Here is a 15,404-nt window from a genome sequence, read left to right as displayed (position 1 = left end):
TTATCCTTCGTTATCGTAAGTATCTGCACCATCATAATCAGATGGATATGACGAGTTTTCATTGTGATGTTCCTCTACCTGTGCTTGAGCTGCAGCATCGATCGAAGGAGCATCGCCGCGAATGAAGCCGAGAACTTCTTGCAATTGGCTTGGCTGAACAAGCACTTCGCGAGCCTTAGAACCTTCGGAAGGACCGACCACTCCACGCGATTCAAGCAAATCCATCAGGCGGCCTGCTTTAGCAAAACCGATACGTAACTTACGCTGAAGCATGGAGGTTGAACCAAACTGTGCTCCCACAACAAGCTCAGCTGCCTGAAGCAGATCGTCCATATCATTACCGATTTCTTCATCGATAGCTTGTTTGGTATCTTGCTGTGCAGCCATTTGTTCAATATCTTGACGATACTGAGGCTTACGCTGGGTTTTTACAAAATCAACCGCAGATCGTATTTCTGATTCAGATACCCATGCACCCTGCACACGAGTTGGTTTTGGCTTACCCATCGGTAGGAACAGAGCATCACCTTGGCCAATAAGTGCTTCAGCACCCACAGAATCTAAGATAACGCGAGAATCAGTTGCCGAAGAAGTTGCAAAAGCTAAACGCGATGGCACGTTTGACTTGATTAAACCGGTGACCACATCAACAGATGGGCGCTGCGTAGCTAAGACCAGATGAATACCTGCTGCACGAGCCAGCTGGGTAATACGCTGGATAGAACTTTCCACATCATTCTTTGCAACCATCATTAAATCTGCCATCTCATCTACTACAACGAGCAGATATGGATATGGCGCTACTTTTCGATTAGATCCGGCAGGTGCATGAACTTTTCCGGCAAGAACCGCTTCATTAAAATCTTTGACATGACGGAAACCGAAATACTGCAAATCGTCATAGCGAGCATCCATCTCTTTCACGACCCATTCGAGCGCTTGGGCTGCACGCTTCGGATCAGTAATGATTGGCGTAAGTAAATGAGGAATTCCAGCATATGCAGTTAATTCCACACGCTTAGGGTCAACCATAATAAGACGTACTTGCTCAGGAGTAGCTCGCATAACAATGGATGTGAGCATGGAATTAATAAAACTTGATTTACCAGAACCCGTAGCACCAGCAACAAGCAAGTGTGGCATAGCAGTCAGGTTTGCTGTTACGAAATTACCCTCCACATCTTTACCCAGACCAACAGTCATTGGGTTATTGTCGTTAAGAGCTTCTGGGGAACGCAAAACATCACCGAGATGAACTATTTCACGGTCAATGTTTGGAATTTCAATACCGATAGCACTTTTACCTGGGATTGGTGAAAGTATACGAACATCTGAACTTGCCACAGCATACGCAATATTGCGCTGCAAATTCGTGACTTTTTCTACCTTCACGCCAGGTCCAAGTTCAACTTCGTACTGGGTTACAGATGGGCCGCGCAAGAAGCCAACAACATCGGCATCTACACCAAATTCTTGGAATGTAGCACGTAAAGCATGAATAACACGCTCATTAGCTTCTGTACGTACAGCATGGGGTTTACCAGCTACTAATAAGTCTAGGCTTGGCTTTTGATATGTTTGACCGTTATCGGATGGAGCTGGAAGCTGTTCAAAACCACCACTTTGAGATTCATTATCTTCTTGAGAAGGCGATTGTTCTGGAGCAACGGCAGATGAATGTGTTGGCACAGCACGAGTTGACCCAACCTCGCCTGCAACAGCTCCAACAGCACCTGCTCCTGCTACAGCCATGGTTTCGGCAATATCCTGAGGACTCGATGTAGCTGGCACATGTCCGGCAATACGACCTGCAGCAGCCTGCGCCGCCCCGCTAAACTCAGGTGCATTCGCCCCAGCCTCGCGCCCAATCGCACGAGTCTCATCTTCACCAAAGTCAGGCTCAAATCGCCCCGACTGCGCGCTGCGCACGTTTTGACGATTCGTCTGAGAATCATCCTGCACGCGCATAGGATTCTGGAAGGCCGTATCACCTTCATATTCATCGAGATTCGTATCCGTCTCTTCGTGACGCATGCGATTAAAGAGTTTCTTCCACCATGGCTGGCGCACACTCTGCTCAGCCTCATCCGTTCCATCATGTGCCGGAACGCCCTGAGCAAAGGCAAGCGTCTCATCTCCAACGCGCACATCTTCTGGGAACTGATCATCATCGCTAGCGCTGTTATCTGCAGTCGTCATACCAAGCAACCGCGGTATTTCTGCAATATGCAGACCTGTAATCATAAGAAGTGCAAAAGCTGCAATAAAAACAAAAATAACCACAGCAAACGGTTTAGATAAGCCAAGAGCTAGCGGAGTTCCTAAAACATGCCCAAATAATCCGCCTGCCGAACGAAGTGCAGACCACGAAAAATGAGGTTCGCCCGCAACCATCAGCACGTCAAGAACGGAACTAATCGACCAAACAAGCAAGAACCATCCTGAAAGCACTCGCGTATTTTCTGCCTCAAGATTAGAGTTACGAATCAATCGGAACGCGATAAAGAGGAAAACTATCGGCAAAATAACGCTCATTATGCCGAAAGCACCAGCAGCCAAAATATGTAAATAACGTCCTAATACCCCATCTACTCGGAACCATTCCGACGCAATAAGTAAAACGCTAAAAATAATCAGAAGGAAACATGAAGCATCAAGCCGCGAATCACTGTTTTCGCTGCTTGATCCAAAAATATCGCGAATAAGCTGCGCAAAAACGCGAGGAATAAACAACAGGACTTTCATCCACCATGTTTCAGGTTCACGTTGCTGCTCTCTATTATCTGCAGAACGTGCCGCTCCCTTCTGGGTACGCAATGATGACGTACTCTGTGTAGTACGTGTTGATTTCTTGTCTCTCGGACTCTGTGAAGATGATGTTGGTCGTGCCATAACGCTTTATAGATTAGCGAAAATACGAGACCTCCGCTTGCCGATGAAGAAAGCTAACACTACTGCTCCACATACGCGCACCCCAGCTCTTCTATTCTTCTTCATGCGCATCTTCGCCCCGCGAGTCCTCGCCTCGCCCGTCCTCTCTGCTATATCTTCGCGCTACCCTTCCTCTCCCCGCGTAGCAATATTGCCTAGATGATGCTGCACATACTCATCTGCCTGAGCATCCTGTTCTTCAAAAGCACCAGCGTCTGCATCGCATACAATATCCACGGCACGTTCAAGCACATCATTACTCATAGCATCTAACCAATGCACGCGAGGATCGCGCCCAAACCATCCCATTTGCTTACGAGCTAGACGTTTTGTTTTCTGAGCAATATCAGCAAAAGCCTCATCCTCGTTCATGTTTCCATCGAGCACAGCCATCATCTGGGAATATCCTAAGGCTCGTTCTGCAGTTACAGACATTGAACCACGTAAAGCCTTCGCTTCCTCAACGAAACCTGCCGAACGCATAGCTTGCGTACGTGCGTCAATACGTTCATCAAGAACACAGCGATCGAGGTCTAAGCCAATTTGAACGCTAGGAATAACATAGGAATAACGAGGCAAACTAGCCGAAAATGGTCGTCCAGTTATTTCTATGACTTCCAAAGCACGAATAGTGCGGCGAATATTGCGACCATCCATACGTTCAGCTGCCACAGGATCTTTGAGCCTTAATTGTTCAAACAGAGCCTGCTCCCCTATCTGCTCAGCTCGCTGTTCAATCGCAGCACGAACTGACTCATCAGTACCAGGAAAAGTAATATCGTCTATCGCTGCACGCGCATATAAGCCCGAACCACCCACAAGAATAGGACGAAGACCACGCGATTGAATCTCAGCAATAGCGTTTCGAGCCAGCTCTTGAAAACGTGCTACAGACATGCTTTCGCTTGGCTCGATAATATCGATAAGATGATGGCGAACCTCAGCTTGCTCTTGTGCGCTTGCCTTCGCTGTGCCAATATCCATACCGCGATACATTTGGTAAGCGTCCGCATTTACGATTTCGCATGCTTGACCAGTTTTTTGCTCCAAAGCTTGAGCGAGAGCAATCGCGAGCGCGGTTTTGCCTGAGGCTGTGGGACCGATGATAGAGACGACTTTGCTCTGAGCTTTGCTGCTATTTTGATGATTCCTCTCGTCGGAAGCTCCCCGATCCTCGAAAGGCTTTCTGCTATCTTGGAACGCCTTCCGCTCGTTTGATAGCGTCTGACGCTCGCTGAACGCCTTCCTCTCATTTAACGTCTTACGCTCGTCTCGCGAAAACCGCTCGTTTGGCAAATACTGCTCGTCCTGAGAATTTTGATTATCTCGAGGACTGCGCTGATTAAAAGCCGTTCTATCGTCGCAGTTCATACGTATCTCCGCTTGCTGGGTTTGGGTCAGCAATCAGGTAGTGCGATGCACTTTCCGTAACAGTGCATGTTACGAAATCACCTACCTGTGGATGCTCATATCCGTCTGGAACGCGAACATGCACGAGGTTTCCGCCGCGATCTCGTCCAGAAACACGTTGCGTGCGAGCATCCTTTGCACCTTTGAGTTCTGTAATCATAATTTCCACGTTCTTACCAACGTGTTCTGCCATAATCTCGCGGGAGATTTCTTCTTGTAAGGCGTGCAAGCGTGTAAAGCGATCGTGCGCCACATCGGCAGGCACTTGTTCCATAGTGGCTGCTGGCGTTCCTGGTCGTGGTGAATATTCGAAAATATAAGCGGAGGTAAAGCGAGCGCGATGCACAGCATCCATTGTTGCTTGGAAGTCTTCTTCAGTTTCTCCGGGGAATCCCACAATAATATCGGTGGTAATCTGTGCGTGCGGAATTGCTGCGCGCACATTGTCGAGAATGGTCATAAATTTTTCAATGCGATAGCTTCGTCGCATAGCGCGCAAGATTTTATCGGAGCCTGATTGCAAAGGCATGTGTAGCTGTGGCATCACGTTCGGTGTGGCGGCCATGGCTTCAATAACATCGGGAGTGAACGCCGCTGGGTGTGGTGACGTGAAGCGTACACGTTCGAGTCCTTCAATATGTCCGCATGCTCGAAGGAGTTTGCTAAATGCGTAGCGGTCTCCTGTGGCATATCCATAGGAGTTGACGTTTTGTCCAAGCAAGGTAACTTCTTTTATGCCTCGTGCCACGCAGTTTTCTACTTCTGCCAGGATTTCTCCTGGTCGGCGGTCACGTTCTTTTCCTCGTACTGCGGGAACAATACAGAAAGTGCAGGTATTGTTGCATCCTACGGAAATAGATACCCATGCGCTGGCTTTGGATGCACGCACTGTAGGAAGTTCGCTCGGGAATTCTTGTAGCTCGGTGGCTACTTCTACTTGTGGCGCGTGTGTGCGGCGAGCTTCATGGAGTAAGGCGGTGAGGGAACCAATATTTTTCGTTCCGAATACTGCATCCACCCATGGAGCTTGCTCAGTAATGCGCTGGCGATCTTTTTGAGCCATACATCCGCCCACAGCGATTTGTAGGTTCGGGTTGGCTCTTTTCAGTTCTGCGTATTGTCCTAAAGTACCGTACATTCGTGAGGTAGCGTTTTCGCGTACCGCACATGTGTTCAAAACAATTAAATCTACGTCTGATGACTTAATCTGTTCTTCGCTTGCCTTGGCATATCCGTCTGCCTCCAGCACGCCGGCAATACGTTCCGAGTCGTGAGCGTTCATTTGGCATCCCAAGGTGTGTACGTAATATACAGGCTTGTCGCGGCGAGCTAAATTAGTCAGGGAATCCTTTGCAGAACCAGTCACAGAATCAGCCACAGAATTATCCACAGGCTCCGTTGCACTCTCAACGGTCAAACCATCTGCCCCGTTAACTGCCGCAATACCAAGACGCTCAGCGCGTGTCATCATATCTTCATTCATACTTATCGATATTAGCGAAGATTATGCGTCCTTTTGGTCGAGAGTGTTGAGCGAGAGTATTGAGCAAGTGCGTTGGACGAGATCGTTAGGCATGTGCGTGGTTTATACTTGAGTCGCTTAAGAATACAAGAGAGGTGGATTATGATTCTGGACAGACAGAACCCGTTAAGCGTAGCCGATATTATGAAGGCTTTGCAGACGGTGAATGAATCTCTTCCAGATTTAGAAACTCCGTACGATGCAGACGATTTAATTACTTTCGGCCGCGACTTCGAAAACCTGCTCCAGGTGTATCGCGGTGCTATGCATGAGATTAGTACGAAGTTGGAAATTCTCGACGACGAGTATCAAACCCGCTACAGCCACAACCCTATTCATCATATGGAACGCCGTATGAAGTCGATTCGCTCCATTGCAGGTAAGCTTTTGACGCACCGCAAATCTCTCACGATTGAGAATATCGAAAACAATGTGTTCGATATTGCCGGTATTCGCGTGATGTGCAATTACGTCGATGACGTCTATGCCATTGCCAGTATGCTTAGCCGTCAAAGCGATATTCGTATTTTGGAAGTGAAGGACTATATTAAGCATCCCAAAGCGTCTGGCTACCGTAGTTTGCATGTTATCTATAGCGTGCCCGTTTTCTTAACCACTGGCGCTCGCGATATTCCTGTGGAAGTACAGTTCCGCACGATTTCTATGGATTATTGGGCAAGTCTGGAACATCGTTTGCGCTATAAGAGCACGAATGACCCCGAACGAGTAGCTCGTCATGCGCAGACTCTTCAAAACGCAGCTCAAGAGTTGTTTACTATTGACTTAGCTTTGCAGAATGTTCATAGAGATTTGGTGTCTGCTCCGCGCGAAACTGACTTTGATGACGAATAACCGTTAGAATATAAACACGTTTTGTTTTAAGGAGATCTGATGACGGATTATATGGGAACACCTCGTTCCACCGATCAAAATGCTTATGAACAGCCATATGTTGATGTACAGTCTGTTGTTACTGATGAACGCGCTCAGCGCGTGTCTGTAGCTCGCACTTACGCTGAGATGGCTTTTGGTTTGGCTGTAACTGCTGTTGTAGCCTTTGCAAGTGCAGCCAGCGGCATATATGTTAATTTCATTCAAGCAACGGGACGTTTTGGTTTGATTGCTTTGGCTGTGGTTCAAATTGGCGTAGTTATTTTCTTGTCTGCTCGCGCTTTGCGCATGAACCCTGCAACTGCACGTATCGCTTTTTACGCTTATGCAGCTTTGATGGGCTTTACATTAAGCTATATCTTCTTCGTGTATAACATCGGCAATATTGTATTTGCTTTAGGATTAACTGCGGCTTTCTTCTTTACACTGACTATGTTTGCGTTGACAACAAAGATGAATTTGCTGAAGCTCGGACCAATTTTAATGGTTGCTTTAATCGTTTTGATTGTTGCGGAAATTATTATGATGTTCATGAACGTAGGCGTGAACACCATGTTTTTGAGTGCTATTACTCTGTTGATTTTTGCAGGTTTTACCGCTTATGATGCGCAGGTTGCTCGAGCACTATTTGCACAATATGCAGGTGATGAAGTTATGATTAAGCGCGTTTCTATTTTATGCGCTTTAAACTTGTATTTAGATTTCATTAACTTCTTTATTTCCATGCTGAACCTGCTCACTAGCAGAGACTAAAAGTAACTACATCAATTGTGGGTATGCTCGTAATGAGCATACCCACAATTTTTTCTACTGCAACCCAAATGTACTGAATATTACTCCCCTCGAGCACGCCACAAGAGATCAGTCACATAACACACAACAAACCACAATCCTATTGCACACACAACCACAAGAGCGGTTACGGGAATAAGCTGTCCAGTAGGCAGATGTAGCTCGAAGAATTGAGCGACGAACGGAATACATGCTCCTACTACTCCTGCTACAGCGAAGAAGGCAACTAACCATCCTCGCCAGGATGTCAATGGCTGAGCAATAGAGGCAAGCATCAAAATACCCAAAACAAATAGTACGCATACGTTAATAGTGCGCAATTGGGTCATATGTTCTGCAACATTGTTCCATCCCATAATTTTCGGCACAAAAAATGTGGATGCAAGAACACTAACACCTGTTACTAGTCCCGCTGGGACTGCTGTATAAATTACACGTTGCAAGAATCCAGGAATATAGCGTCGTGTATTAGGAGCAAGAGCAAGCAAGAAGGCTGGAGTTCCAATAGTAAACCATCCAATATATGTCATATGACGTGGCAAATATGGGAAGTTCAAGGCTAAGAGCACAACTCCCACAGAGATAATCGCAGAATACGTAGTTTTTACCAAGAACAAGCTGGCAACACGTTCCATATTCGCCATAACTTGACGACCACGTGCAACCACACTCGGCAAATGAGAAAACAGTGAATCCACTAAAATCACCTGAGCCACAGCTTTTGTAGCAGGAGCAGCATTGCCCATAGCAATGCCTAAATCAGCCTCTTTCAAAGCTAAAGCATCATTTACCCCATCTCCTGTCATAGCCACTGTATGACCTTGGGAATGCAAAGCCTGAACAATCAACTTCTTTTGTTCTGGCAACACACGACCCACAACATCCACGTCTTCCAAAACTTGAGCAACTTCCTCGGCTGTTTGCGGCAAGTCTCGCGCATCAATAAAACGAGGTTCTGCATCTCCTGTCAGCTTCACTTTCTGAGCAATAGCAGCAACAGTACGCGGATTATCGCCTGAAATAACGCGAGCGCGCACACCCTGCTCCCTAAACCATGCGAGAGTTTCAGCAGCATCTGATCGAACAGATTCTGAGCACACCACAAGAGCTTGAATAACAGCATTCGCATTAATAGTTTCGCTCTCTACTGCCCCATCTGCTGCAGCCAGAACAAGCACTCGTGCCCCTGAATTGGCAAAACTGTTTACATGTTCGCGGATTCCGTCTGCCACGCTGGAGAGAGCAGACATAATAATCTCTGGTGCTCCTACAAACCATTGCTGACCATTATCGAGAACTGCGCTACTCCATTTTCGAGCAGAGGAAAACGGTACACGGGCTTTCACTTGCTGATTTTCAGCATGATTGTTCCGTAAACCTTCCAGAATTGCTGTAGCTGTAGCATTAGGATGTTCCTCATTGCTCACATGCCATAAAGCTTCACGAATCTGTTTTTCACTATAGCTTGCGTGCTCAAGAATATGAATTTCATCTAAGGCAATACCACCATCGGTTATTGTTCCAGTTTTATCGAGGTTAAGCGCATCAACACGAGCAAGCGTTTCAACAGCATCAAGCTCTTGAACAAGAGTATTTTGTCGCGCTAAACGCAAAGCAGCAAGCGCGAAATTCAGAGAAGTCAATAAGACAAGACCTTCGGGAATTAATCCCACAATACCCGCTACCGCTTGTACCACAGCTTCACGCCATGAGCCGTTAGCGATAGCCGTATTCCACCCGCCCATTACACGCATTTGTGACCATATAAGGAGAGCGCATAAAGGCACAACGATAATAATCATAAAACGTAAAATTTTATTAATACCATCGTTTATATCGGAATGAGTGCGCTTATATACTTTCGCTTCTTGAGTCAGTTTAGCAGCATAAGATTTCTCCCCAACTGCTGTAACGCGCATCAGTGCTGAACCTGATACAACTGTTGCTCCGGAATAAACGGTATCTCCCTGCTTTTTCTTCACTGTGCGTGATTCACCGGTAAGCATGGATTCGTCAAGCTCTACCCCATAATCTTCAATAACTTCACCGTCAGCGGGAACTTGATCTCCTGATTGAATCATCACAATGTCATCGAGCACAATTTCGTCATGATTAATCTGCACATCCTGACCATCTCTGCGTACCGTATGCTGTGCAGCAACCAGAATAGAAAGTTTATCGAGAGTAATTTTAGATTTAACTTCAGTAAAAACACCGATAGCAGTATTAATAATAATAACTACGCCAAAAACAGCGTCTTTCCAACTGCCTGTAAGTAAGACGAGTACCATGGCAGAAAGAATAATACCGTTAAAAAGAGTAAAAATATTTGCGCGTATAATATCGGCGATAGAGCGCGATGTCGTTGTTTTCATGCGGTTTACTTCGCCGCGTTCTATCCGTTTGTTCACTTCAGATTGCGTCAGCCCTGCACGGTAATCCATACTATTCCTCCTGAGCGCTTATATGAGTGAGCAGAGTACTGTTATGAGGTCTATCTTCTACCACACACATGACTGCTTCAAAGATACTGGTATTTGCCTCAGACTGCGATGCACGAACATCCCAATACGCTGCCCAATACTGAGAAGGAATATTGAGGTCTATGAGCTGCATGTTTGCGCTCGCATTAATGATTACAGGCACACCTTTAGAGCGGACATAAGATAGCTCGCTCTCCCATAAGGTATTACTGTGTTGAGTAAAAGCATCTTGAGGTATGACTATAAGACGCGCATATGAGTTGACTGCATTGCGCACTTGCTCTCTTTGCTGCTGTGCGTTTTTAGCTGCTCGATACGTGGCGCGAATACCTGATTTTTCGATACTTCGGGCGATACGCTGTGCTTGACTGCCTTCATCACGTGTGGATGCAATAACATCTACACGTATATCTTTAACATCTCCATCATCGTCTCGCGGTACATACTGTGAGGCTGAGGCTAAAGTATAGCTATGCCCTACTGCTGTTTTTCGCGGAACTGAGCATGCAAAAACAGCAGCTGAAAGCAGTGCTATAACAAGCAGGAGAACTGCTATGTGCACAATTCGATAAACGGCATGCTTTTTCATCATGCGCCTATTCTAACAAGCTCACTTTACTCTAATAAGAGAAGCGACGAGTATCCCCGTCGCTTCTCTTCTAATGGTAAGCACGTTCATATGATGCGTTATATACAGCAAAGTCTTTTTCATGCAAAACTCGTGCTGCATCGGCTACCCATTGTGGGTTACGCAATAATCCACGACCTATTTCAACAAGATCTGCTTGCCCTGATGAAACAATATGTTCAGCTAACTGCGCAGAATCTATTAAACCCACAGCTGTCACAGGAATATTCACTGCTTGTTTCATCAAAATAGTAAACGGCACCTGGTAACCAGGGCGCATAGGAATATTAGGACGAGCAGGAGTGACTGCGCCTGTGGATACATCAATGCAATCCACACCATCGGCTTCTAACCATCGACCAATCTGCTGCCAGTCCTCACGACTATTTTGGCGTTCCGTATCATCATAAGCACTCAAAGACAGCCGCACCCACAACGAGTCATCAAAAATTGCGCGTATTGCACATACAATTTCATGAAGTAAACGATAACGATTTTCTAAACTACCTCCATAATTATCGCTACGCTGATTAGTTAATGGTTCTAAGAACTCACTTAACAAATACCCGTGAGCCGCATGTATCTCAATGGCATCGAATTTGGCATCGCGAGCGCGGATTGCTGCATCAACAAAAGCTTGTTTTACACGCTCAATATCCTCACTGCTCATCTCGTGAGGAACAGCAGAATCCTCATTAAAAGCAAGCGGACTTGGAGCATAAGCAATACGCGCATCAACAGCTTTACGTCCCGCATGATTGAGCTGAATAGCAACTTGAGAGCCAAGTTCATGCACACTCGTTGTGAGTTTATGTAAGACTTCTTTTTGCTCTTCGTTCCACAGGCCCAAATCTTTGTTCGTAATTCGACCATCAGGTTCTACAGCAGTTGCTTCAACAATAATGAGTCCAACGCCTCCGATAGCACGTGCACCATAGTGAGCGAAATGGAAGTTCGTAGCAATGCCATCTTCCCGTTCTACAGCATACATGCACATTGGAGGCATAACCACTCGATTTTTGAGTGTAAGATTACCGAGTGTTACGCCAGAGAGTAGTTGCGACACGGTTTTCTCCTTAGCGTGCAAAACCTACGAAACGTTTTACATCTTGAGCACCACGATGATCTAGGAACAGACTGTGATGAGTATCCAAAGTTTCAAGAGAAGTCATATTCGCATCGGTTAGTTCAAAGTCAAAGACGCGGAAATTCTCTTCCATACGTTCTTTATGAGTGGACTTAGGAATAACCACTACTCCACGTTGAAGCAGATAACGTAATGCCACCTGAGCCACAGTTTTACCGTGTTCTTCAGCAATAGCCTTCAACGTAGGATTATCAAAGAAATTATTCGCGCCTTCAGCAAAAGGTGCCCAAGATTCATGAATAACATTAAGTTCATCCATAAACGGTCGTGCTTCTTGCTGTTGGAAGAAAACGTGCGTTTCTACTTGATTAACCATTGGCACAATGCGTGCAAAATGAGCTAAATCAATTAATCTATCAGGATAGAAATTAGAGACGCCAATTGCACGTAATTTACCAGCATCATAGGCTTCTTCTAAAGCACGATACGTGGAATAGTAATCTCCAAAAGGCTGATGTACCAGCATTAAATCAATATAATCCGAACCAATCTTACGCAATGATTCATCAATGGACGCTTTTGCAGCCTGATACCCATCTTTATAGAACCATACCTTTGAGGTAAGGAAAATATCTGAACGATTGAGACCACTTGCTGCTATAGCTGCTCCCACGCCTTCTTCATTGTTATAGGCTTGAGCAGTATCGATATGACGGTATCCCACTTCGAGTGCTTCACGCACACAACGTTCAGTTTCATCTGGCGGAGTTTGATACACGCCAAAACCAAGTTGAGGCATACGTACACCATTGTGAAGAGTAACAAAATCCATTCTAAGCCTCCTTGATAGGAAAAGGGATTGTAGACATCATTAAGTCTACAACCCCTGAGCATGTTGAGCTGAGAATGAACACCGTCGCTTAACGGTAATCTTCTACATCAAAACGTTGATTTTTAAAGAAGTAATCGCGATCTTCTTCAGTAATCTGACGAATAACGCGAGCAGGATTACCAGCCACAACGCTCCACGCTGGAACATCTTTCACTACAACAGCTCCGCCAGCAATAACAGCGTTGTCTCCAATAGTTACGCCAGGTAAAATTGTTGCACTTCCGCCTATCCATACATTATTTCCAACCGTAATAGGAATACCATATTCGTATCCTGAATTACGGCTATCCGGATGCAGAGGATGACCAGCTGTGTAAATAGATACATTAGGAGCAATCATCACGTTATCGCCAATAACTACTTCACCAGGATCAAGTATGGTCAGATTGTAATTGGCGAAGAAGTTCTTACCCACACGGATATTTGACCCGTAATCGCAACGGAATGGAGCTTCAATATACACGGTATCTCCGCCCGCTCCCAAAATATCGGATAACAACTCATTCATACGACCTAAATCATCAGGATGCAAATTATTAAACTCATACAGTTTTTTCCTGCATTCCAAACGCTCGCTATCTAAACCATCCATATCCGCTATATATGGCAAAGCTTTGAGCATACGTTCTTTCTGATTCATGTCATGCCGATTCATATCATCTCCTCCGCATTGAGTATTCAACAGTACTATTTTGTGTGCGCAACACGAGCAAAATAATAGATATAGCCAATGATTATGCCTATCACGGCTGGCACAATCCAGCTCATACCTATCCCCGATAATGGCAGAGCAGAATCAATAGTAGCAGCTGCATGATGTACAGGAGCTAACCACGGCACTGAACCAACGAGAATCTTAGTCAAAGTACTCACAAATGTAATAGCAGCAGAGATAGTCGTTAAAGTCATCGCACTAACAAACACGCTCTTATGAAAAGCAAAACTCGATCCGAGCACACACAAAATCATGAGCATAATCGTCAGCGGATACAGGAACATAAGCACCGGAACAGATAAGGTAATAATAGCGTTCAAACCAGCATTCGCAATCACAAATGAAATAAGAGTAAAGATAATCGCAAAAAGGTTGTAATTCGCCAAACGAGGGAAAATCTCCGTAAACGTGGTACTGATTGAAGTAATCAAGCCGATTGCCGTCTTCAAGCAAGCTAAGGTAATCACCGTTCCCAAGAGCACACCACCTGCAGTACCGAAATAATGCTGAGCAATTGCAAACAGAGCAGAACCGCCATCCTCACTCACGCCAAGCACAGCACCAGACTGCGCACCAATAATAGTAAGCAGACCATAAATAAGAACCATAAAGAAACCAGCCATCACACCTGACTTAACAGAAGCAACTGCCGCGTCTCTCGATTCCTTCACTCCTAAGCCGCGAATAACATCCACAAGAATAACACCGAAAGCTACAGATGCCAGCGCATCCATCGTGTTATAGCCTTCTAAAAAGCCAGTAAAGAAGGCTTGATGAACGTAATCCTCATGAGCAGCAACAGCTCCAATATTACCCATCGGATGAATCAGAGCTGTAATAACCAGAACAGATAAAACAACAAGAAAGAGCGGGTTGAGAATTTTACCTACCCAGTCCAAAATACGCGAAGGTTTTAAGCTGAAAAAGAGAACAACAACAAAGAATAAAACAGAGAAGATGAAAAGAGCTATACTACGTAATTCTGGCTTAAGCAATGGAGCTACGCCCACTTGGAACGACACTGTAGCTGTACGAGGAATTGCAAAGAATGGGCCAATGGTCAGATACAAAGCAAGAGTGAAGAAATATGCAAAACCTTTCCCCACCAAACTGGTCATATCGAACAGACTTTTTCGCTGCGACACAGATAGCGCCACAATACCCAGCAGAGGCAAACCTACACCAGTAATACAAAAACCAATAATTGCGGGCCATACATGCGAACCGGCCTTCTGCCCCATACTTACGGGGAAAATAAGATTTCCAGCACCAAAGAACAACCCAAACAGCATGGATGCCACAATAATGGATTCTTTGCCTGTTAATTTCTTTTTCATGGATCTCTCCTCCATTCTCTACTGTTAGAGAGATTAGCGTGATATTGCTCTTATGTATAGACGGATGAGAGGGAATGTCATAAAGTCATTCACAATATAAGACGGTAGATGCTATGGCTGTATTGTTTTCGTTTATATTCGCGCTAAGCACCAGAGTAAGGATAGGCTTATTGACCAAAATGTGTTGCTGGGGTTAGTAGTAGTTTTTCTTGATTTGGATGCACGTGTATTTATTGGTTCAAAGGTCAAGAAACTTGGCGAGTCATCGGAGCGTGTCAGATTTTTTGTGTAAGCGGTTTTTGTTTGTGGTTATTTGTTGAATCTGTTTGGGTAACACAGGGCTAGCTCGTTGAGTGATGTGGGTTGGTTTTTGTTTCTGGTGGATTCTCTTTTTTTAGGGGGGATGATAGGGGTTGTGGATCAGGGTAAAGGGTATTCACAAGAATTTTAGAACTCGTGCTGTAGAACTCTCTTGAAGAAAACAAGAACTAATATAGAACCGGGTAATAAGGCAGTTATTCGAGTTTGTTTCTTTGCTTGGAGTATCACATGAAACATTGCGTGGATGGAGTCGCGCGACTGATGCTCAAGTATTTCCTTCTTTATCGGCGTGGCAGGCTTTAAGAAGAACTCAAACGGTTACATAGAGGAAGCAGGGAACTTACACGTGTCAATGAGATTTTACAGACACGTATCAGCTTTTTTCGTTTCCAGGT

Annotated in this window: 11 protein-coding genes; 2 read left to right on the top strand and 9 right to left on the bottom strand. The window is 45.3% G+C overall.

The annotated features are described in order from the left end of the window. From G464_RS08415 to miaB, 3 genes are all read right to left on the bottom strand, one after another. Positions 1-2,892, bottom strand: a complete 2,892-nt coding sequence (locus tag G464_RS08415; protein WP_022856415.1) for an FtsK/SpoIIIE family DNA translocase — start codon at positions 2,890-2,892, stop codon at positions 1-3. A gap of 162 nt (positions 2,893-3,054) precedes the next feature. Beyond that, complete coding sequence (miaA, locus tag G464_RS0101130; RefSeq protein WP_022856414.1) at positions 3,055-4,302, bottom strand: tRNA (adenosine(37)-N6)-dimethylallyltransferase MiaA; 1,248 nt, start codon at positions 4,300-4,302, stop codon at positions 3,055-3,057. Further along, positions 4,286-5,824: a tRNA (N6-isopentenyl adenosine(37)-C2)-methylthiotransferase MiaB gene (gene miaB / locus G464_RS0101125; RefSeq protein WP_022856413.1), complete on the bottom strand. Its 1,539-nt coding sequence runs from the start codon at positions 5,822-5,824 to the stop codon at positions 4,286-4,288. Before miaB ends, miaA begins: the two co-directional genes overlap by 17 nt. Before the next feature lie 141 nt (positions 5,825-5,965). Here miaB and G464_RS0101120 point away from each other — a divergent pair, with 141 nt between their 5' ends. After that, positions 5,966-6,715, top strand: a complete 750-nt coding sequence (locus G464_RS0101120; protein ID WP_021618479.1) for a GTP pyrophosphokinase — start codon at positions 5,966-5,968, stop codon at positions 6,713-6,715. A 39-nt stretch (positions 6,716-6,754) separates the two neighbouring features. After that, positions 6,755-7,507, top strand: a complete 753-nt coding sequence (locus G464_RS08410; RefSeq protein WP_022856412.1) for a Bax inhibitor-1/YccA family protein — start codon at positions 6,755-6,757, stop codon at positions 7,505-7,507. An 80-nt stretch (positions 7,508-7,587) separates the two neighbouring features. Here the strand turns inward: G464_RS08410 and G464_RS0101110 are convergent, their stop codons facing one another. From G464_RS0101110 to brnQ, 6 genes are all read right to left on the bottom strand, one after another. Next, positions 7,588-9,990: an HAD-IC family P-type ATPase gene (locus tag G464_RS0101110; RefSeq protein ID WP_022856411.1), complete on the bottom strand. Its 2,403-nt coding sequence runs from the start codon at positions 9,988-9,990 to the stop codon at positions 7,588-7,590. A 1-nt stretch (position 9,991) separates the two neighbouring features. Next, positions 9,992-10,621 carry a hypothetical protein gene (locus tag G464_RS0101105; protein ID WP_022856410.1) on the bottom strand — a complete coding sequence of 210 codons (630 nt, stop codon included), beginning with the start codon at positions 10,619-10,621 and terminating at the stop codon, positions 9,992-9,994. Between the two features lie 67 nt (positions 10,622-10,688). Continuing rightward, entirely contained in the window at positions 10,689-11,723 is a 1,035-nt protein-coding gene (locus G464_RS0101100) for an NADH:flavin oxidoreductase/NADH oxidase (protein ID WP_022856409.1), read from the bottom strand. Between the two features lie 10 nt (positions 11,724-11,733). Further along, complete coding sequence (locus G464_RS0101095; protein ID WP_022856408.1) at positions 11,734-12,576, bottom strand: aldo/keto reductase; 843 nt, start codon at positions 12,574-12,576, stop codon at positions 11,734-11,736. A gap of 88 nt (positions 12,577-12,664) precedes the next feature. Continuing rightward, complete coding sequence (locus tag G464_RS0101090) at positions 12,665-13,291, bottom strand: sugar O-acetyltransferase (RefSeq protein WP_022856407.1); 627 nt, start codon at positions 13,289-13,291, stop codon at positions 12,665-12,667. A gap of 32 nt (positions 13,292-13,323) precedes the next feature. Next, positions 13,324-14,688 carry a branched-chain amino acid transport system II carrier protein gene (brnQ, locus tag G464_RS0101085; RefSeq protein ID WP_022856406.1) on the bottom strand — a complete coding sequence of 455 codons (1,365 nt, stop codon included), beginning with the start codon at positions 14,686-14,688 and terminating at the stop codon, positions 13,324-13,326. Positions 14,689-15,404 lie beyond the last annotated feature (716 nt).

Origin of the sequence: Alloscardovia omnicolens DSM 21503 (genome assembly GCF_000420505.1) — a bacterium.
GTDB classification, from domain to species: domain Bacteria; phylum Actinomycetota; class Actinomycetes; order Actinomycetales; family Bifidobacteriaceae; genus Alloscardovia; species Alloscardovia omnicolens.
The sequence above is the reverse complement of the archived record's forward strand: the minus strand, read 5'-3'. Positions and strand labels throughout refer to the sequence as shown.

Excerpts from the sequence above, each read along its gene's own strand:
- G464_RS08415 (WP_022856415.1), bottom strand. The coding sequence starts at position 2,892 with ATGGCACGACCAACATCATCTTCACAGAGTCCGAGAGACAAGAAATCA.
- miaA (WP_022856414.1), bottom strand. The coding sequence starts at position 4,302 with ATGAACTGCGACGATAGAACGGCTTTTAATCAGCGCAGTCCTCGAGAT.
- miaB (WP_022856413.1), bottom strand. The coding sequence starts at position 5,824 with ATGAATGAAGATATGATGACACGCGCTGAGCGTCTTGGTATTGCGGCA.
- G464_RS0101120 (WP_021618479.1), top strand. The coding sequence starts at position 5,966 with ATGATTCTGGACAGACAGAACCCGTTAAGCGTAGCCGATATTATGAAG.
- G464_RS08410 (WP_022856412.1), top strand. The coding sequence starts at position 6,755 with ATGACGGATTATATGGGAACACCTCGTTCCACCGATCAAAATGCTTAT.
- G464_RS0101110 (WP_022856411.1), bottom strand. The coding sequence starts at position 9,990 with ATGGATTACCGTGCAGGGCTGACGCAATCTGAAGTGAACAAACGGATA.
- G464_RS0101105 (WP_022856410.1), bottom strand. The coding sequence starts at position 10,621 with ATGATGAAAAAGCATGCCGTTTATCGAATTGTGCACATAGCAGTTCTC.
- G464_RS0101095 (WP_022856408.1), bottom strand. The coding sequence starts at position 12,576 with ATGGATTTTGTTACTCTTCACAATGGTGTACGTATGCCTCAACTTGGT.
- G464_RS0101090 (WP_022856407.1), bottom strand. The coding sequence starts at position 13,291 with ATGAATCGGCATGACATGAATCAGAAAGAACGTATGCTCAAAGCTTTG.
- brnQ (WP_022856406.1), bottom strand. The coding sequence starts at position 14,688 with ATGAAAAAGAAATTAACAGGCAAAGAATCCATTATTGTGGCATCCATG.